The sequence below is a fragment of the Candidatus Colwellia aromaticivorans genome (genome assembly GCF_003333305.1).
GTDB classification, from domain to species: domain Bacteria; phylum Pseudomonadota; class Gammaproteobacteria; order Enterobacterales; family Alteromonadaceae; genus Colwellia; species Colwellia aromaticivorans.
Genome location: NZ_QOLD01000053.1, coordinates 42,354 through 60,283 on the forward strand (window position 1 = coordinate 42,354; position 17,930 = coordinate 60,283).

A 17,930-nucleotide genomic window follows, 5' to 3' on the forward strand; every position below is an offset into this window, starting at 1 on the left:
AGAACCTCAAAAGAGTTTTATATTATATAGCTAGTTCTTACATAGTTTTTTCCGCTCAAGGTTTTATGACGTTATGCCTAACCTTTTGCCATTATAAAATATCAACGTTTATGATTTTGCCACTATCATCAGCCTGGTGTATTTCCTCAAGTGGAAACGTACTTTGCTTGCTATTAGAAAAGCAGACTGGAGAAATACTGTGAATGAACAAGAGAAACATTGGCTCGTTAGGGCAAAGACGGTGCGCTTACTTTGGCGAGGCGGTATTGCTATTTTGTTTTTGTTAGTTATCGCCGATTTTTTTGTTCACGCTCACCCTTATTTCCAGATAGATGGTACTTTTGGCTTCTATTCATGGTTCGGGCTTGTAGTTTGTGCTGGTATGGTAGTTTTCGCTAAGGCACTTGGTGTTTTTTTAAAGCGTAAGGATACCTATTATGACAATGAGTGACTTTCCACCGGGCCTTGTCTTAGTTCTTGGCGCTTTTCTCTTACCGATAATAGCAAAAAAGTTCAGAGCTATTCTCACACTCGGCCTTCCGTTGATCACACTTTTTTTAGTATGGAATTTACCCAATGGTTCATTCTCTACCTTCCTACTTTTCGACTATCAACTAACCTTTGTTCACAGTGACTCACTAAGCCGTTTATTCGCCACCGTTTTTTCGATAATGACATTTGGTGGAAGCCTTTACGCACTTAAACAAAAGCAAGTGTTAGAGCTAGTTGCGGTATTTGTCTACGCTGGCAGTGCTATTGGCGTTGTTTTAGCTGGAGATCTGATAAGCTTATTTATTTTCTGGGAAATGATGGCTGTGGCATCAACTTTAGTACTGCTCTCGGTGGGCAGTAATATTTCATATCAGGTATCAATGCGTTATTTTCTCGTTCATGTATTCGGCGGTACTTTATTATTAGTAGGAATATTGGCGCATATTATAGACTCCGGCTCTACCGCTTTCACGGCAATGGAACTTAACTCTTTCGGCTCTATCCTTATTCTCATTGGTTTCCTTATCAATGCAGCTGCGCCACCACTTTCAGCATGGTTGTCAGATGCATATCCAGAAGCTTCTTTCAGTGGCGCCGTATTTCTTTCAGCTTTTACCACCAAAGCGGCGGTGTATGTTTTACTACGTGGATTTCCGGGCGTTGAAATCCTTGTATTTATCGGAGTGTTCATGATTTTTTACGGGATTATCTACGCGCTGTTAGAGAACGATATTCGTCGAATCCTCGCTTACAGTATTGTAAATCAAGTGGGTTTCATGGTGACGGGAATAGGAATTGGCACCGAAATGGCGTTGAACGGTGTTGCCGCACATGCCTTCACACACATCATCTATAAGGGATTGTTATTGATGTCGGCGGGAGCCGTTATTTATATGACAGGTAAGCGCAAGTGCACCGATCTAGGTGGACTATTCCAGAGTATGCCACTCACCACCATTTGCGCGATTATTGGTGCACTTTCGATCTCATCGTTTCCATTGACCTCAGGATTCATTAGCAAGTCGATGATCAGTCAAGCTGCTGCAGATGGGGGCTTAACTACCATCTGGTTCCTACTGATGGCTGCATCGGCTGGTGTATTTCTTCATGCAGGCATTAAATTCCCTTGGTTTGTTTTTTTTCAAAAAGATTCGGGCTTGCGTCCATCAGACCCTCCTTGGAGTATGAGACTAGCAATGCTCTTATTTGCGGGGATTTGCATCGGCTTAGGCGTTTGGCCAGAATTGCTATACTCGATGTTACCTTACCCGGTTAACTATGAACCTTATACCGTAACGCACGTGTTACACATGTTGCAGCTATTATTATTCTCGGGCTTTGCTTTTTTCTTGATGCTACCGTTAATGAAACGAACACTAACCATCACCCTAGATGCCGATTGGTTTTATCGACGCCTTTTCCCTTCAGCTTTTAAAAATATTTTTTCCATTATATGGCGAATTGACAAAGTAATACGATTAGCATGCCTTGATAAGCTGAGTAGCGGTTTTCGCTTTATTTCAAAGAAAAACAATCGACTTAGTGGTTTACTTTCACGAAATCACCCTTCAGGCAGCATGGCGATGTGGGTTGCCGTGGTGTTAGCCATCTATTTATTTCTTAGCTTTTTTAAATGATACTGGATTAACTCAAGGTTATTCTTGGCGGCCCTTTAGAAGGCGATCAGGTTAGTGCAATTTTATCTTAAGCGGCAACCGCAGCCAAAGGGTTTATTCAACATAAGCCTGAACAACTGGCTTATGTACATTATGGCATAAGAAGATTTGTTGAATGTGGTATAACTATAGCGAACCGGCTGTTAGAGTTTGCTGATGAAAGTAGGTTGTAATCATTATCCCATAACATTTAACAAATCCGGTCTTAGAAAAAATACAAATAACTTGGAATCAATCAGAATGATTTCACACTATTTTCATAAGTAATTAAAGAACTATTTTAATGAGAAACTCTATTTGAAAGGAATTATTTTCATCGCAAGTTGCGGATCAAACCTCACCTTATGCCAATTCATACGCCAGTCTAGATGAGGACCTGTAACTCTCCCTGAATTACCTACTTTGGCAATGACTTGTCCTTGTTTTACTTTATCACCCGCTTTTACCATTGAAGCGCTTAAGTGTAAAAAGTTTGAGGTGATACCATGACCGTGATCTATAACAAGGGTGCCACCAGAATAAAACATATCAGGTACCCATAATAAAACAGTGCCACTAGCTGGCGCTGTAACTGGCGCACCAATTTGTCCTGAGTAATCAACACCAAAGTGAGGGTTTTTAGGTATGCCATTATAAAAACGCTGGCTACCATAAACGCCTGTTATGCGTGAGCTTCTTGGTGCAATAAAACCTTGAGAAAAATCAGTTAAATCACTGGAAATTTTGCGAACCTTAACCATTTCTGCGCGATCTTCTCCTGCACGTATATTGGCTTTTTTATTTGGGTTCATTATCTTTTTACTAATACCTTCAACACGAGATATTTTATAATCACGTTTTTCTGGGGTAAAAGTTTGCGTTTCTACTGTTCCAGTTGGCGAGGTAATCGTTAACGTGTATTGTGTTTTATCATCACGAGAAAAAGCAAATACATAATCCCCATGCTTAGATACAGGCAGCACTTTTTCATTTAACGTTACTACATCGTTAGTATGAGTTTTTCCTATGACTAAACCACCCTGCTTTATTTCACCTGAAAGCTGTATTTCTGCTTGAGCACTTATAACAGGTAAAGTACTTAAACTAACAATGAACAAAGCATAAATTTTTCTCAGTTTAAACACTGACAATAGCCCCTTTAGCAACACCTTCATAGGCGATAACTTTTACTGTTTTGTTAGGCAATTCTTTTTTAAGCTGTCTGGCAATAAAATCTGCGAGTAATTCTACGGTTGAATCACAATCAACTACATCAAGTACTTTACTCTCAACGGCAATATCAAATCGACCTTGTGGCGCGGTGTAACTAAAATATTGATGATCGGGTGTTAAATTGTTTATTGCTTGTGCTGAAAGCTCAATGTCGTCTTTATTAATTCTATCGGCTTCACTAGCGATATAAATATCCTGCCAACGCTGACACCACATATGTTCTAATTCAGTATCTTTTTGCTCATCAACAAAGACTTGAATTTTAGATCTATGCCCATGGGCAATTCGCTGACAATTTCCATCGTGAAGTTTTAAACCATGGGTGTAATGATAATAGTCACTGTTGATAATTTCAGGGCGTAAAATCAAGGTTAAACCTTGCACATTATTTGGTAGCTCGGCCATGATGATAGCATTCAAGTGCTCATTGACTGAGTCAACGGTTATCTGTAAGCAATCAATTTGAGCAAAAGCACAATGGGGTGATTGCAGATAATAACTAGCACGATCGCTAACATAGTCGAGCGTTTTATGATTTTCGTGATGAGGTGAATCAGCTAAGGTTAATTCAGCGGCTTGCATCGGTAAAAGTAATTTATGATCAACAGCGTCATCAATAATCGCTTTGATCTGTTTTTTAACAATGGCAAAATCAAGTACCATAGACTGCTCATTCAACGAGCCATCAAGTAACACATCAACAATCCAGCTTTCACCAACAATACCGCGCTCTTTACAAAGGTAAGAGAAATCAATCACGGTTAAATCATTTACAAATAATTGCATTTTTATCCTTTAGTTATTCTTTAGCTGTTATAGCTATCCTTTAAATACCCTTTAGCTGTTCTTTAAACGCGCTTTCTTAATCTTCAACTTGCCAAGCAATGCTGTCATCGCCACGAATAGGTACCACAACATCATTGCCAAAGCTTAAGGTTGCTGGCACTTGCCATTCTTTCTTAACTAGGGTGATTTTATCTTCATTTACTGGTAACTGATAAAATGCAGGGCCGTTCAAACTGGCAAAGGCTTCTAACTTATCTAGCGCATTTTCTTGCTCAAACACTTCTGCATATAACTCAATTGCCGCATGAGCAGTATAAGAGCCTGCACAGCCACAAGCTGATTCTTTAGCATGTTGCGCATGAGGGGCTGAATCAGTTCCTAAGAAAAATTTAGCACTACCGCTGGTTGCTGCGCTAACAAGTGCTTGTTGATGAATATTACGTTTTAAAATAGGTAAGCAAAAATAGTGAGGTCGAATACCACCAACTAACATATCGTTACGATTAAACAGTAAGTGATGTACTGTAATAGTTGCTGCAACGTTTTCACCAGCACTTTGCACAAAATCAACCGCATTTTTAGTGGTGATATGCTCAAGCACTACTTTTAGATCTGGGTAGTTGGCAACTAATGGCGCTAATATAGTATCAATGAACACTTGCTCGCGATCGAAAATATCAATGTCATTGGTGGTGACTTCACCATGAATCAATAATGGCATACCAACGCTTTGCATTGCTGCAAATACTGCTTTTAACTTAGCAACATCGGTAACACCAGAAGAAGAGTTAGTTGTTGCACCGGCAGGATATAATTTTGCTGCATAAACAATGCCTGACTCTTTTGCGTCAATAATGTCTTGAGCGCTGGTATTGTCTGTTAAATAAAGCACCATTAGCGGCTTAAAATGTTTACTTGGTGAAGCAGCCATAATGCGATCATAGTAACTTTTTGCGAGCTCTGCATTGGTAACTGGCGGTACTAAATTTGGCATAACAATGGCGCGGCCAAAGTAGCGGCTAATATCAGCGACTGTATTTTTTAATACTTCTCCATCACGTAAATGTACGTGCCAATCGTCAGGGCGAGCAATAGTGATTGTACTAATTTGAGCTGTCATTCTAGTTATTTCCAATATTATTTAATTTTCTGACCTATATCACTTAAATGATACAAGTTGTTGATATTTCGAGTTAAGCTATAGCTGCTAACGTAACGCGTAACCATGAGGTTGTTTATTTAATTTGTTATTCAAGTATTTCAGGATCATCATTTACGTTACCAGCGTTGGCTAGTAATGTTTGTAATTGTTCTTTTAGGTTTGGTGGCACTTTGTAAATTGTTATAGAGTCATTATGCTGATTATAAACCACATCTTGGCCAAAATGGCTGCGCTCAAAACTCAAACTTATCCCGTTACCATAACCTGAATATTTAGTGATTTTATTAACCACTGTTTGATCATGGGGAAAAGACTCTTCAATCGGATAGGATTGCTGCTGGCAAAATTGATAAAAGTCTTGGCTCTGACCAGCAGAATCTGTTGTTGTATGACCAATAACCTTGCCTATTTCTTGCACTGAGACATCTTGCGAGCTAGCTTTTTGTTCTTTACAATAACTGAGCAATTCTTTACGTGTTTGTTGCTTTTCAGTTGCATCTAATTGGTTTACCGAAACATAATCTTCAACGGCTTGCACTAAGGTTTGTGTTTGCTCTTTTGAATTTAAGCCTTCTTCACACCCTAAAAAGTCCAGAAAGAAATCAGATACTTTACGTCCAGCACGGCCTTTAATAAAAGAAATATAACGATTACCGCTAGCATTTTGTTGATAATCAAATAAATCAATGCGTGCTGCCAATTGTAATTTATTGATATCTAAGTGCTGAGCGGCTGAAATGTTCAATTCACCATCAACACTATAATGTTCAGACACTGGAATAACCGCAACAAGCAAAAATCGTCCGCCCATATATTCATAATGGCAAACAACAAGATAACCAGTTTCTTCTATATCATATTTTTCTATTTCATTTTTTAAACTGTTTGCTGCTTGAATGCTAAAGTCATAAAAACTTTGTTTGTCATTAAAATAGCTTTCCATTAAATCAACAAAGCGAGCAGCTTGTAACCCACTATTGTTACTACTGTTTTCATTGCTGCTTTCAGTATTACCTGCCATTGGCATGGCAGTAAAACTGCCATAAGCTTTGCTGGCTTTACCATTATAGATAGCATGTAAACCATCAACAAATGCGGTTATTTTAGTACTGGTTCCACCTTGTTCAGGTGTTAAGTTTTCAGGACCCAAGCGTAATGAAACTTCCCCTGAACCCTCTTTTTTAGAAAGAAAATGTAATGCAATATTTGAAATGATTAAACTCATATAATACTCATATTAATACTCAAGTGACTTTATTAGTATATTGTTCAGGCATTTGATAAACTAAGGCTATTAAATTTATCATCAGCAATTAAGTGTCATTATGCCCATTGTATCGAAATACTCCAATGAACGTGTAGAAAAAATTATTCAAGAATTAATGGATGTTCTTGTTAACGAATCAGCAACCACAGATTTAGCATTAATGTGTTTAGGAAATACTATCACTAACGTTATTAGCAAAGTCCCTGCTGATCAGCAAAGTGCTATTGTAGACAATTTTAGCCGCGCATTAAAACAATCTATCCAAAAAACTCATTAGTTCTGACAATTAAAGACAAAAATAAAGAAGAAAAATAATCAATGGTCTCTTTTGATACAAAAAGCTATAGCAAAAAACTTTTACATTTAATCAGCTGGAGCCATTGGTTCACTTTTTTCAATATTATCGCCGCTATCGCGCTATCCTCATATTATTTATTTAGCGAAACTCCACCAGACACCTTAATAGGACAAATTTACCTCATTACAACATGGGTTAGTCATATTGCTTTTTTAACCTTTATGAGTTTTGTTTTAATTTTGTTTCCGTTAACGATTATATGGCCAAATACTAGGGTAATTCGTACGAGTGGCTCCATTATTTTTACTTTTGGGCTACTACTACTGATACTTGATGGGTTTATATATAGCCGATTAGGTTATCACTTAAATGCTTCTTCTAGTTCACAAATTATTGGATTGATAAAAGAAATTGCGCAAACTAATGATATTTTTTATATTGTTAGTGGCATGTTAGCTATTGTAATTTTAGGCTTTGAATTTACAGTCAGTAACTACGCTTGGAAGCATTTAAAACAACTGCAAAAAACGATTTTTGCCCGCTTTGTCATTTTCATCTTAGTCTTAGCCTTTTTCTTTAGTCACCTAACCCATATTTGGGCAGATGCTAACCTTGATTATGACGTACTACGCCAAGACACTGTATTGCCTTTATCATACCCAGCAACAGCAAAAACACTATTAACCAAGTATGGTTTGTTTGATATTAATGATTATATTGAGCGAAAAGCGAGCCCACTCTCTTTTAGTCGTACTATTCCTGATTATCCTCAGCTAACTGACCAGCAATGTTCTACAGCAACCGCAACTACACAGTCAGTATTTTTAATACTCACTGATGAACAGTTAAATAAGCATCAATTACAACAGGTTGAGCGTCGAGTCAGTGTGGCAAGTTATCAGCTAAACAATCATGTAGATACCGCATTACTTGATGATACTTGGTTTAACCTATTTTATTCACTGCCAAGCATTTACCAAGAAGATATTTTAGCGCAGCAAACTAAACCCTTATTATTTCAAGCAATTGAACAACAGAATTTAGCTAGTAGCTACACATTAATTAGTAAAGAAGTTGATGATGAAAATAGTAATACTTTGTGGTTTTCTGATTTATTTAATGAAAAAATTAAACTTAATGATATCTCTCCTCTTGTTTTTGCTGACAAGTTAAATAGTAAAAAACCTGGCTTACATTTGATTTACTTTAAAAGTTCACCACGAGAAAATGAACAAAACAGTGAGAAAAACAATAATAGTCGCTATCAGTTTGAATTGTTTGTTGATGCACTGATGTTAGCCCAACAACAAAAAACAGATAAAGATATTATTTGGATAAGCTCGTTGGGGAATCAAAGCAATGATACTCGATTAGGTGTTAAGCCCACGTTGTTGATTGCACCAAATAAAATAAATAACGATGCTAAAACGTTAAGCTTATTAACTAGCCATATGGACTTACAACCAACACTAATGACAAATTGGCTTAGCTGTCATGTTGAGAGTAAAAGCTATAGTAATGGTGCTGATCTATTGACGTTAAATAAAGATAGAGTTATTGCTAATACTTCTGCTGAAGGACTGATGATATTTAATAAGGATAAATCTGTATTCATTGATCAAAATGGTAATTTTGAAAGCTATTCAAGTCAATTAGCTGCCCCGATCACCGTAAATAAAGATTTTCCGTTAATGATTGACGGCGTGCACTTTATTAAACAATTTAGCTTACAAGCAGAACAAAACAAGTAACTTGAATATTAATTATCCAATTACCGATAATTAAGAACAATAAATTAAGCGTACGGTTAATTGTCGTTGCATTCGTTAAATAAATCATTAATATAGGCATCTCAAAACGCAAGTATAGTGAGCCACTCCCCTAGGGTGCTTATGAGAAAATCACTTTGTTTTGTTATCGGGGTATAGCGCAGCTTGGTAGCGCGTGCGTCTGGGGGACGTGAGGTCGCAAGTTCGAATCTTGCTACTCCGACCAAATTAAAAATAAAATTCAGCCACTTTTAGAGTAAACCAAATAACTCTTAGGTGGCTTCTTTGTTTTATCTACTAATGCATAACTCACCAATGCTTAATCAAATAAGATATAATCATTAATCTGTAGGATTAAATACTGACTTAGCGTTTATTTTACTCCATATGAAAAATGCCATACTAGAATGCTTTTATATTTGTCCCTACATCATATTTAATGGATACTCACCTTAACATGCAATACGCACGCGTATTTATCGATGATATTAGTTATCAACTAGCGCCACGTATTATTTCTAGTGATGAAATAGAGCGAAGGCTTGAACCTGTCTATAAGGCTCTTCGCATACCTAAAGGTCAACTGAAAGCTTTTACTGGCATTGAGCAACGTCGATGGTGGAATGAAAGTTTTCGTTACTCTGACGGTGCAATTGCTGCGGCTACAAAATGTCTGACTAAAACAAACTTTAATATTAACGATATTGGAGCGATCGTATACACAGGTGTGTGCCGAGAAGGCTTTGAGCCCGCTACTGCCTGTCGAGTTGCCGCCAAATTAGGAGCAAACAGTCACACAGTTGTTCATGACATTAGCAACGCTTGCCTTGGCGCACTAAATGGTATTATTGATATAGCCAACCGTATTGAGTTAGGCCAAATTAAAGCAGGTTTGGTGGTTTCTTGTGAATCTGCTCATACTATTGTCGAAAGTAGCATCAAGTATTTGTTAGATAATCCCACCATGTCTGTTTTTGCTGATACGTTGGCCACACTTACTGGTGGGTCTGGTGCAACTGCTATTTTAATTACCAATGGCTCCTTTGCTAACAATCAAAAATCCCAAGTACTTAAAGGACATAAATTAGTAACAGTAACAAGCAGAACATCAGCTGCCGATTTTGAAATTTGTCATTGGGGTATGCAAGCAGTAGCACCAGGGCTATTTAAAGAAATAATGACTACTGATGCTACATCTTTACTTAAAAAAGGAATGCACTTAGGTAATTTGACCTGGCAGGATTTTCTAGTAGAATCTGGTTGGCAAAAGTCAGATGTAGATAAATTGATTTGCCATCAAATAGGTTCGGTTAATCGAAAACATGTACTTGAGCAACTAAATATCAGTGAGCAACAGGATTTCATCACGTTTCCAACTCTTGGTAATATGGGTACAGTATCACTGCCTGTGACCGCCGCTATGGCGACGGAACAAAACTTTTTGAAAAAGAACGATAAAGTTGCATTTCTAGGTATCGGGAGTGGTTTGAGTTGCATAATGATGGGGCTAGAATGGTAACTTCCCTCACTTAGCTATTTTTCAAAGATAAAAACAACCCACTTATAAATAAACCTATCACTAGCAACAGCCATTCCCATGGTGGATCTCCAGGGGTCATAAGGTCAATTTCTACCGCAGCACGTATGGTTATTAACATAGCACTAATGCCTATTAGCGGAATAGCCCAGAAACACCATCGTTGATCCTGCTTAAAAGGTATAATTAATAAGAGTATCAACGTCAATGCTGTCAATAACATTAAACTACCTGACCCATTAAGCATTGCTCGAAACAATATCTGCACACCCGGTGATAGTTCATGCCAAGAATGATTTGTTGCTGCGGCATGATATGACATATAGCTGTTTTGTATCGCATAAACCAGTCCTCCGACAAACATAGGAGAAATTGCTAAGCTATGACAAATCAGGGCGGCTGTTTTAGTTGTGATCATTGATTGCTAACCTTGAGTTTATTATTCATTACTTTTGAGCATTGGCATTTTTTATAAGTAGATTATACGTCATCAATCTAGCATATCAGCCTAAATCAACATTATTATCTCAACAATTAACAAAGCCTAATCCATTATAAATATGTTAGTTGTTAACTCATTACTATAAACACTATCAAAGACTTTATGCTTTCAACCAAAGTAGAGTATATTATACCGTCCAATACAAAGAGATATAATGAATAAACAAACAATGTTGCTAGATCGCATTACGATTGAGCCAAAAACAAAAGCTACTTCTTGTGTTATCTGGCTACATGGGTTAGGTGATTCAGGTGCCGGGTTTGCACCAGTGGTACCACTCTTAAATTTGCCACAGGGTCATGCTATTCGTTTTGTTTTTCCTCACGCACCAGAGCAAGCTGTTTCTATCAATAATGGTTTTGTGATGCCTGCTTGGTACGACATTAAAAATGATGATTTACATAATCGGGCAGATATGGATGGTGTACTACAATCTGAATGCTTGGTGCGCGCTTTAATTCAAGAACAAATTGATAACGGAATTGCAGCCAGTAGCATTATTTTAGCCGGATTTAGTCAAGGCGGTGTAATGAGTTTGTACACTGGCTTACGGTTTGAACAAAAATTAGCAGCAATCATGGCCTTGTCATGTTATTTACCGATAAAAGATCAATTGCCCACTCAGTTGAGTACAGCCAATAAAAACACACCAGTATTACAACACCATGGCAAACTTGATGATGTGGTACCTATGTCATCAGGAAAAATGGCAAACGAGTTAATGAAAAATAAAGGTTATAATACTCAATGGAAAACTTACCTAATGGCTCATAGTGTATTGCCAGAACAACTTAATGATATTGGTACTTGGTTAACTAAATACCTTGTAGACTAATACTTTACCATCCTTTTTTACCTATGTTCAAAGCATATAATAGCTAATAAATATGATATTCAGACAGAAAAAAACAATCTGCATTAATGGTATTTTATAACGACCCAAAAAGTTGTGTATTAACATAAAAGTTTTAATAGTCATTATATTAACAAGAAAAAATATGATGTTGTGGTAAAGGTTTTAAGCTAATAACTTCGTCAATTTATTTTTACAACTCATTGCTTTTTATTTCAACTTGCTTCATTAAAATATAATAGCCTCGATGTAATAAATCATATAAGATTATAAATAACATACCGTTTTCATCGGTTTTGGCACATGAAATACCCACCATTTATTTCAAAGGGATACAGTCTCAAGTATGGATACTAGCAGTTTTATCGTTCTACTCTATAATGCCGCACTCCTAATTGCTTTAGGCGTTATTTATGATGCGCTGAAACTTGAGTCCATTAAGAATAAAACAATACGCAAATTAATCTCTGGATTATTTGTCGGGATGCTTGGTCTTGCAGTGATGAACACTTCATGGCAAATGGCACCAGGAATATTTTTTGACACACGGTGGGTGCTGATCAGCCTTTGTGGTTTGTTTTTTGGCATTGTGCCAACCCTGATTGCCGGTATTATGATGGTAAGCTTCAGACTGCACTTAGGTGGAGTAGGAGCGCTAGTCGGCTCCTTAATTATCATTATTCCTGGTAGCATTGGTTGTTTATTTGCCTACATATCGAAACACAAAAACCTGCAGCTTAATTGGTTCAAACTATACGCATTTGGCATGCTGATTCAAGTCTGTGCATTGAGCTGTATGTTACTAATGCCCGAACATTTACGATTCAAAGTCATCGGCGCAGTTATAGAGCCCGTAATATTTATTTTTCCTATTTGTACCATGGTAGTAGGTTTGATACTAAGGCGTCAACGTGATCGACGTAAATCTGAACACGACCTAACTTTAAGTCAAAAACTATTAAACAGGGAGCAAAGTATACTGAGAGGTTTAATTGGCTCATTACCTGATTTAATCTCTTTTAAAGATGTTCAAGGACGTTATCTTGGCTGCAATCATGCTTTTGAACAATACGTAGGCCTGACAGAGGAAGAACTGAAAGGAAAAATGGATCAAGAGCTAACCGGGAGTTTTAAACCTACAGAAATAGCAGCGCTTGATGAACAGGAAATAATTACCAGTGGTAAAGTTTATAGTCAAAATGAGTGGGTCGTATACCCTGATGGAAGCAAAGTTTTACATGAAACCATTAAGAAAACCTTTGATGGTTTAGATGGTACTCGCTATGGTTTAATGAGCGTCAGTAGAGATATCACTGAACGAAAAAATCATGAAGAGCAAATTCAACGACTTGCTTTTTATGACCCACTAACAAAATTGCCTAACCGCAGAATGTTGCAAGACAGGCTGCAACTCATGGTGACCTCTAGTTCTCGTGACGAACGATTAAGCGCACTTCTTTTTATCGACCTAGATAATTTTAAAACCCTTAATGACACACAAGGGCATAATATGGGCGACCAATTATTAATTGCTGTTGCCACCAGAATACAAAACAGTCTTAGAGACAAAGATCTTGTCGCTCGATTAGGCGGAGATGAGTTTGTTGCCTTGATTGCCAACCTTGGTGATGATGAAGTGACTGCTGGTCATATTGCCGAAGAAATCGCTGAAAAAATACGGCTATCCATTTGTAAACCATACAAACTATATATCAAAGGAAATTCAGATACCGAAAAAGAATTAGTTTTTCATTGCACGCCCAGTATTGGCATCAGTATATTCAAGTCAAACTTAAGCAACCATGATGATATTCTAAAACAAGCTGACGTTGCTATGTACCAGGCAAAAGCGGCGGGGAGAAATACTATTCGTTTCTTTGATCCTGCCATGCAGAATGCATTAGAAAAAAATGCAGCTATTTTAGCTGAACTGCACCAAGCAATAGATAATGCTGAGCTTGAATTGTATTATCAAATACAGATAGACGAAACCAAGGGTATTCAAGGTGCGGAAGTCTTATTACGCTGGTTTCATCCAAAACGCGGAATGGTTTCACCACTCGATTTTATTCCTTTAGCAGAAGAAAGTGGCTTGATCATCCCAATAGGTATTTGGGTATTGGAATCAGCTTGTCAGCAACTTAAAGTTTGGGAAAGCATCCCCAACCGAGAAAGTTGGCAGATATCTGTTAATGTTAGTGCTTTACAATTTCAACAAAATAATTTTGTTAAACAAGTACAAGATATCATTGCTTCAAAAAATATAAATCCGCGCAGTTTGAAACTAGAATTAACTGAAAGCATGGTATTAGAAGATGTTGATATTACTATTGAGAAAATGAATCAGTTGAATAAACTCGGCATTGATTTTTCCATGGATGATTTCGGCACTGGATACTCTTCTCTATCATGTTTGAAACGTTTGCCACTGAAACAATTAAAAATAGATCAATCATTTGTACGTGATATCACAACAGATCCTGATGATGCAGCAATTGTTCAAGCAATTATCAGCCTGTCTAGTAGCTTAAACTATGATGTTATAGCTGAAGGTGTTGAAACCAACGAGCAGCGACAATTTTTGTTTAATAATGGCTGTAGTCAATATCAGGGCTTCTTGTTTGGCCGTCCGGTGCCTATTATTGAATTTGAGAAGTTAGTAAGCTCCATGTCTTTTGATTATTCCGCTTGCTCTGCGCTAAATATGTTGGATGCTCAAATATAAATTAACCGTTAAAGATTAATAGACCTCTTGAGCCAAATATATCCAAATCACTTTTACAATCGGCGTTTTGTAATTTAGATATCCGTATGCCATTTAACGTATCCTTTAAAACAAAGTCTTACCGCAGCCAATAAGCACGCGATCATGCCATTTAATGTTAACTTGAGTAGAAAAGGCTTCACCGCTCATAGTGTCGACACAGTTTTTATCTTCAAGCTTAATAATAACGTCATTATTAAGTTGATAAACAGTAGTGCGCTGGGCAGTGTTAACTTTTGGCTCAACATAAGGGTAAGTTTTTACTAATTCACCATAATCACTACTAATATAAAAATGCTCACCATTAATAATCTCTAATAACCAAGCTGGCTCTTGCCCTATTGCACGGTAACTCACCCCTCGCAACTTTGCCACATGCCAAACATTTTTTTCAGTTAACTCATGATTGCGGCTAGTCTTGTCTAAAGAATCATCCTGACAAGCTTGATCTGTATAAGATAGCACCTTGGGATCACTGCAAGCGCCACAACCATTACTATATGTTTTAATCTTGTTTTCATTCATTAGTCCACAAACAGGTCGATAATCCATTGTACAAATTTGCGGTCTAGGGTCTATACAGGTAACTATATTATTGACTGATTTGTCCGTATTAGCAGTGCAAGCCGTTATTGTAGTGAAGAGGAAAGTACTTAGTAATTTAATGTTCATGTTCTGACTCCTTAATATATACCCATGATACTTCAATATGTGCATTTCAGGGCTGCTGAACGAGTCATGATCAAGGCGCATTTTTTTATTAAGGGTCGTTCCCTTAAAAAGAGATGCAACGAAGAACATGATTTGATCAGGGGCCCCTGTAAGGCTGGTTTAGAAACGCTTTATACTACGTTATTGATTTCGACAATGGAACAACCATTATCTTCAATCAAAGCCTTGCCTAAAGACGTTTCTAACTCCAGCTGAATCCGACATATTGAAGTAACATCGGTATATAAGTGATGTAGATTATTTTTATGATAACTTGTAGGAGATTGGCTAGTATAGTATGTAAAAGTAAAAGCAGGAATAAAACAGGAAGACTTACTGTAAATTCACAATTATTTAAACCAAACTTTACCTCCAATAATTTTATAAGCCGGTGTACCTTTTACCAATGCTTCTCGGGCGAATACTTTTTCACATTTAGGACAGACACCGGCTGTTAATGTATAATTTTGGCTAATACGCTCTTTAAAGCATTTCACCAAAGCCCCCTTACCGCCTTTACGGTATTTAAATAAGGGTGCACTACATGTCTTACAAAAAATCTTGATGGTTTTCGTTGGACCTTTTTTATTCGGCTTAGCCATAACGTTAGTGCTGCTTGTTCATGGCTGCTTTTTCAATATTTAATTCTCCTAGTTTTTTTGCTATATCTGGTGCTGCTGATTTAGGTGACACGTCTTCATCTATATGTAAGATTTTACCATCAATAGAAATATAAAAAGTAACTCGGCTAGCTACTCTAAAAAAATTTAATACATCATAAGCTTTAGCTGTTTCTTTAGTTGGGTCACTCAACATAGGAAAGTCTGCTCCAGTCTTTTTAGCAAAATCACGATTATCATCAAGAGGATCAACACTAATCATAAAATAACTAACATTATACTCTCTGATCAAATGCCCTTGTTCGATTAGCGACTTACATTCAAAGGTACAACCTCGAGTATTTGCCATAGGATACCAAGCCACAACTATCGCTTGTTTACCTTGGTAATCACTTAGTTGATAAAAGTCACCGTTAGTTGCTTGTAAATTAAAATTGGGTGCTTGCATACCCACTGTTAAATCGGTAGCAAAAGTAGGTATTCCTGTTAGCAGTGACAGTGAAACACCTAGTGTAATGGTTAAGTTCAGGATTAACTTTTTGATCATGATCATTTCCTACTTAGTATTTTAAAATGATGAATTAGGTTGGCTTAAAAACTTAATCTCTTCAGCGCTTGATTGCCTCTGTAAAATATTATTACGATGTGGGTATCGGCCAAATTTTTCAATAATATTCAAATGCTGTAATTCAAATTGATAATTACTGTCAATGCCATTCTCTTTATATAATAAGCAGGCTTGTTGATGAATGAGCAAAGATTCACTGTGCATAAAGGGCATATAGAGAAAAGTACGTTCTATCGCATTAAGTTGTTTGTCTGCACCTACCGAAATTGCCTGTTGTGATAAAGCGAGTGCTAATGAATCTTGAGCAAAAGACTGGGGAGTATCTCGGAACATATTTCTTGAAAACTGATCCAACACTATAATTTCTGCTAAACGACCTTTAGCACTATTACGCCATTGATACAGTTCACATTGGCTAGCTTGTTGATGGAGACCTTCAAACCTAATTTTGATGCGCTCATCAAGAGCACTATCCTTTTTCCACCACTGCTGAGAGCTTAGCTCTTCAAACCAGAATGTTAATACATCACTATGCATTTTTTTCCCCTATTAATTGTTTTGCTCTTAACTTTCGGGTGATCGCTGGTATATCAGTATAGCTTTGTTCCTTACTATTATTTGAAGTTAATTCATCATAAAATAAATTATCACTTAAACAATCATCCTCTATAACCTTTGAAAAATTGGTTTCGTTAGGCTCTGACGATAAAGACACTATTCCTGAAGCGACAATTAAGATTTCAATTTCAGATGATAAATTTGGCTCTAAGGTAACACCAGGTACAATAAGTACTGACTTGTTAGTAATTTTTTCTCTGATATGATCAATCAAACCATTATACGTAGAAAGCTTAGGCTCAGATTTACAAAACAGTTGGAAAATAATGCCTTTTGCAGTATCTATGTTAGCAATAGAAACTAACGGGTTATTGAGTGCTTGATCCAGCGCATCAAACGCTAACTCTTCTGTTTCTGCTTTTCCCACACCTAAAATAGACTCACCTTCATAAGATAGTATTCTAGAAAAGTCATTTTTATCTACATTTACATAACCTGTTTCAGTCAACATTTGCACTAACGATACGAGTAAGTTTTTTAAGACTTCATTACTGTGATTAAATGCTGCAAACAATCCAACATTTCCTCCTAACCCTTTCAGAAGTAAATCGTTAGATAAAGTGATGTAAGCATGTATGGGATCTTTAATATCTTTAATTCCCTGTAAGGCAAAATCCATTCGCAGTTTACCTTCAGACTCAAACGGTAAAGTAACAATAGCTAAACAGTTAATATTTAACTCACGGGCGATACGTGCAACCAGAGGACTAGCTCCTGTACCGGTACCACCACCAAAGCCGGCCGTAATAATAACAATATCACTATTTTTTATGGCATTTGTTAACAGCTCTTCACTTTCTTCTGCGGCTTTTAAACCTACATCAGGGTTAGAGCCAGCGCCATAACCGTTAGTTAAATTTTCACCTATTAATATTCTGTTCTCAACCTGCAAGGTATTTAAGGCGGCCAGATCAGTATTAACAGCAATTAAATTTACTTGCTGTGACAAACCATTTTCATACAACATGTTAATGGTATTACAACCACAACCACCAATACCAACAACCGTGATAAGTAGGTCAGGTTTTGAATGAATAAGCTCTTTCATAAAATTTCCTAATGCATTTTTATAATCAAATTCTTTCACTAAGTCGG

General features: G+C 37.0%; 18 protein-coding genes and 1 tRNA gene. 9 read left to right on the top strand and 10 right to left on the bottom strand.

Annotated features, from left to right (window positions below; translation table 11 throughout):
• Nucleotides 1–199 precede the first annotated feature (199 nt).
• Together DWA31_RS07885 and DWA31_RS07890 are read left to right on the top strand one after the other, a co-directional pair.
• On the top strand, nt 200–451 hold the full coding sequence (locus DWA31_RS07885) for a hypothetical protein (RefSeq protein ID WP_136037985.1): 252 nt from the start codon (nt 200–202) through the stop codon (nt 449–451).
• Nucleotides 444–2,129, top strand: coding sequence for a Na(+)/H(+) antiporter subunit D (locus DWA31_RS07890; protein WP_245942550.1), 1,686 nt, complete (start codon nt 444–446; stop codon nt 2,127–2,129). The genes DWA31_RS07885 and DWA31_RS07890 overlap by 8 nt, the downstream gene beginning before the upstream one ends.
• A gap of 332 nt (nt 2,130–2,461) precedes the next feature.
• Here the strand turns inward: DWA31_RS07890 and DWA31_RS07895 are convergent, their stop codons facing one another.
• The 4 genes from DWA31_RS07895 to yejK form a co-directional block, all read right to left on the bottom strand.
• The gene (locus DWA31_RS07895) at nt 2,462–3,292 is read right to left on the bottom strand and encodes a M23 family metallopeptidase (protein ID WP_245942546.1); all 831 of its coding nucleotides are present in this window, start codon (nt 3,290–3,292) and stop codon (nt 2,462–2,464) included.
• Complete coding sequence (locus DWA31_RS07900; RefSeq protein WP_114326058.1) at nt 3,285–4,166, bottom strand: 6-carboxytetrahydropterin synthase; 882 nt, start codon at nt 4,164–4,166, stop codon at nt 3,285–3,287. The genes DWA31_RS07895 and DWA31_RS07900 overlap by 8 nt, the downstream gene beginning before the upstream one ends.
• 76 nt (nt 4,167–4,242) lie before the next feature.
• A complete protein-coding gene (pyrC, locus tag DWA31_RS07905) occupies nt 4,243–5,274 on the bottom strand; it encodes a dihydroorotase (protein ID WP_114326086.1) in 1,032 nt (343 codons plus the stop codon).
• Nucleotides 5,275–5,413: 139 nt separating this feature from the next.
• Nucleotides 5,414–6,553, bottom strand: coding sequence for a nucleoid-associated protein YejK (gene yejK, locus DWA31_RS07910; protein WP_114326059.1), 1,140 nt, complete (start codon nt 6,551–6,553; stop codon nt 5,414–5,416).
• 100 nt (nt 6,554–6,653) lie between these two features.
• Here yejK and DWA31_RS07915 point away from each other — a divergent pair, with 100 nt between their 5' ends.
• The 4 genes from DWA31_RS07915 (at nt 6,654) to DWA31_RS07930 (ending at nt 10,181) form a co-directional block, all read left to right on the top strand.
• Nucleotides 6,654–6,872: a YejL family protein gene (locus DWA31_RS07915; RefSeq protein WP_114326060.1), complete on the top strand. Its 219-nt coding sequence runs from the start codon at nt 6,654–6,656 to the stop codon at nt 6,870–6,872.
• Nucleotides 6,873–6,913: 41 nt separating this feature from the next.
• Nucleotides 6,914–8,644, top strand: a complete 1,731-nt coding sequence (locus DWA31_RS07920; protein WP_114326061.1) for a DUF3413 domain-containing protein — start codon at nt 6,914–6,916, stop codon at nt 8,642–8,644.
• Between the two features lie 167 nt (nt 8,645–8,811).
• A tRNA-Pro gene (locus DWA31_RS07925) sits at nt 8,812–8,888 on the top strand.
• Nucleotides 8,889–9,119: 231 nt separating this feature from the next.
• Nucleotides 9,120–10,181, top strand: a complete 1,062-nt coding sequence (locus DWA31_RS07930) for a 3-oxoacyl-ACP synthase III (protein ID WP_114326062.1) — start codon at nt 9,120–9,122, stop codon at nt 10,179–10,181.
• 10 nt (nt 10,182–10,191) lie between these two features.
• Here DWA31_RS07930 and DWA31_RS07935 read toward each other — a convergent pair whose 3' ends face one another.
• Nucleotides 10,192–10,617 carry a hypothetical protein gene (locus tag DWA31_RS07935; RefSeq protein ID WP_114326063.1) on the bottom strand — a complete coding sequence of 142 codons (426 nt, stop codon included), beginning with the start codon at nt 10,615–10,617 and terminating at the stop codon, nt 10,192–10,194.
• A 238-nt stretch (nt 10,618–10,855) separates the two neighbouring features.
• Here DWA31_RS07935 and DWA31_RS07940 point away from each other — a divergent pair, with 238 nt between their 5' ends.
• Both DWA31_RS07940 and DWA31_RS07945 read left to right on the top strand, forming a co-directional pair.
• Nucleotides 10,856–11,536 carry an alpha/beta hydrolase gene (locus tag DWA31_RS07940; protein ID WP_210725569.1) on the top strand — a complete coding sequence of 227 codons (681 nt, stop codon included), beginning with the start codon at nt 10,856–10,858 and terminating at the stop codon, nt 11,534–11,536.
• Between the two features lie 364 nt (nt 11,537–11,900).
• The gene (locus tag DWA31_RS07945; RefSeq protein ID WP_114326064.1) at nt 11,901–14,279 is read left to right on the top strand and encodes an EAL domain-containing protein; all 2,379 of its coding nucleotides are present in this window, start codon (nt 11,901–11,903) and stop codon (nt 14,277–14,279) included.
• A gap of 105 nt (nt 14,280–14,384) precedes the next feature.
• Here DWA31_RS07945 and DWA31_RS07950 read toward each other — a convergent pair whose 3' ends face one another.
• Nucleotides 14,385–14,990, bottom strand: coding sequence for a hypothetical protein (locus tag DWA31_RS07950; RefSeq protein ID WP_114326065.1), 606 nt, complete (start codon nt 14,988–14,990; stop codon nt 14,385–14,387).
• A 132-nt stretch (nt 14,991–15,122) separates the two neighbouring features.
• Between DWA31_RS07950 and DWA31_RS17690 the strand changes: the two genes are divergently transcribed.
• A complete protein-coding gene (locus DWA31_RS17690; RefSeq protein WP_281268623.1) occupies nt 15,123–15,245 on the top strand; it encodes a hypothetical protein in 123 nt (40 codons plus the stop codon).
• Between the two features lie 134 nt (nt 15,246–15,379).
• Here the strand turns inward: DWA31_RS17690 and DWA31_RS07960 are convergent, their stop codons facing one another.
• Genes DWA31_RS07960 through DWA31_RS07975 form a run of 4 tightly spaced genes read right to left on the bottom strand, consistent with a single transcriptional unit; the run spans nt 15,380 to nt 17,883 of the window.
• On the bottom strand, nt 15,380–15,631 hold the full coding sequence (locus DWA31_RS07960) for a hypothetical protein (protein ID WP_114326067.1): 252 nt from the start codon (nt 15,629–15,631) through the stop codon (nt 15,380–15,382).
• A gap of 4 nt (nt 15,632–15,635) precedes the next feature.
• Entirely contained in the window at nt 15,636–16,196 is a 561-nt protein-coding gene (locus DWA31_RS07965) for a peroxiredoxin family protein (protein ID WP_425451871.1), read from the bottom strand.
• 21 nt (nt 16,197–16,217) lie between these two features.
• On the bottom strand, nt 16,218–16,754 hold the full coding sequence (locus DWA31_RS07970) for a DUF924 family protein (RefSeq protein ID WP_114326069.1): 537 nt from the start codon (nt 16,752–16,754) through the stop codon (nt 16,218–16,220).
• Nucleotides 16,747–17,883: a cell division protein FtsZ gene (locus tag DWA31_RS07975; RefSeq protein WP_114326070.1), complete on the bottom strand. Its 1,137-nt coding sequence runs from the start codon at nt 17,881–17,883 to the stop codon at nt 16,747–16,749. Before DWA31_RS07975 ends, DWA31_RS07970 begins: the two co-directional genes overlap by 8 nt.
• Nucleotides 17,884–17,930 lie beyond the last annotated feature (47 nt).

Coding starts and splice junctions, on each gene's coding strand:
- DWA31_RS07950 (WP_114326065.1), bottom strand. CDS start 14,990: ATGAACATTAAATTACTAAGTACTTTCCTCTTCACTACAATAACGGCT.
- DWA31_RS07920 (WP_114326061.1), top strand. CDS start 6,914: ATGGTCTCTTTTGATACAAAAAGCTATAGCAAAAAACTTTTACATTTA.
- DWA31_RS07900 (WP_114326058.1), bottom strand. CDS start 4,166: ATGCAATTATTTGTAAATGATTTAACCGTGATTGATTTCTCTTACCTT.
- DWA31_RS07975 (WP_114326070.1), bottom strand. CDS start 17,883: ATGAAAGAGCTTATTCATTCAAAACCTGACCTACTTATCACGGTTGTT.
- DWA31_RS07965 (WP_425451871.1), bottom strand. CDS start 16,196: ATGATCAAAAAGTTAATCCTGAACTTAACCATTACACTAGGTGTTTCA.
- DWA31_RS07940 (WP_210725569.1), top strand. CDS start 10,856: ATGAATAAACAAACAATGTTGCTAGATCGCATTACGATTGAGCCAAAA.
- yejK (WP_114326059.1), bottom strand. CDS start 6,553: ATGAGTTTAATCATTTCAAATATTGCATTACATTTTCTTTCTAAAAAA.
- DWA31_RS07970 (WP_114326069.1), bottom strand. CDS start 16,754: ATGCATAGTGATGTATTAACATTCTGGTTTGAAGAGCTAAGCTCTCAG.
- DWA31_RS07890 (WP_245942550.1), top strand. CDS start 444: ATGAGTGACTTTCCACCGGGCCTTGTCTTAGTTCTTGGCGCTTTTCTC.
- DWA31_RS07960 (WP_114326067.1), bottom strand. CDS start 15,631: ATGGCTAAGCCGAATAAAAAAGGTCCAACGAAAACCATCAAGATTTTT.
- DWA31_RS07945 (WP_114326064.1), top strand. CDS start 11,901: ATGGATACTAGCAGTTTTATCGTTCTACTCTATAATGCCGCACTCCTA.
- DWA31_RS07935 (WP_114326063.1), bottom strand. CDS start 10,617: ATGATCACAACTAAAACAGCCGCCCTGATTTGTCATAGCTTAGCAATT.
- DWA31_RS07915 (WP_114326060.1), top strand. CDS start 6,654: ATGCCCATTGTATCGAAATACTCCAATGAACGTGTAGAAAAAATTATT.
- DWA31_RS07930 (WP_114326062.1), top strand. CDS start 9,120: ATGCAATACGCACGCGTATTTATCGATGATATTAGTTATCAACTAGCG.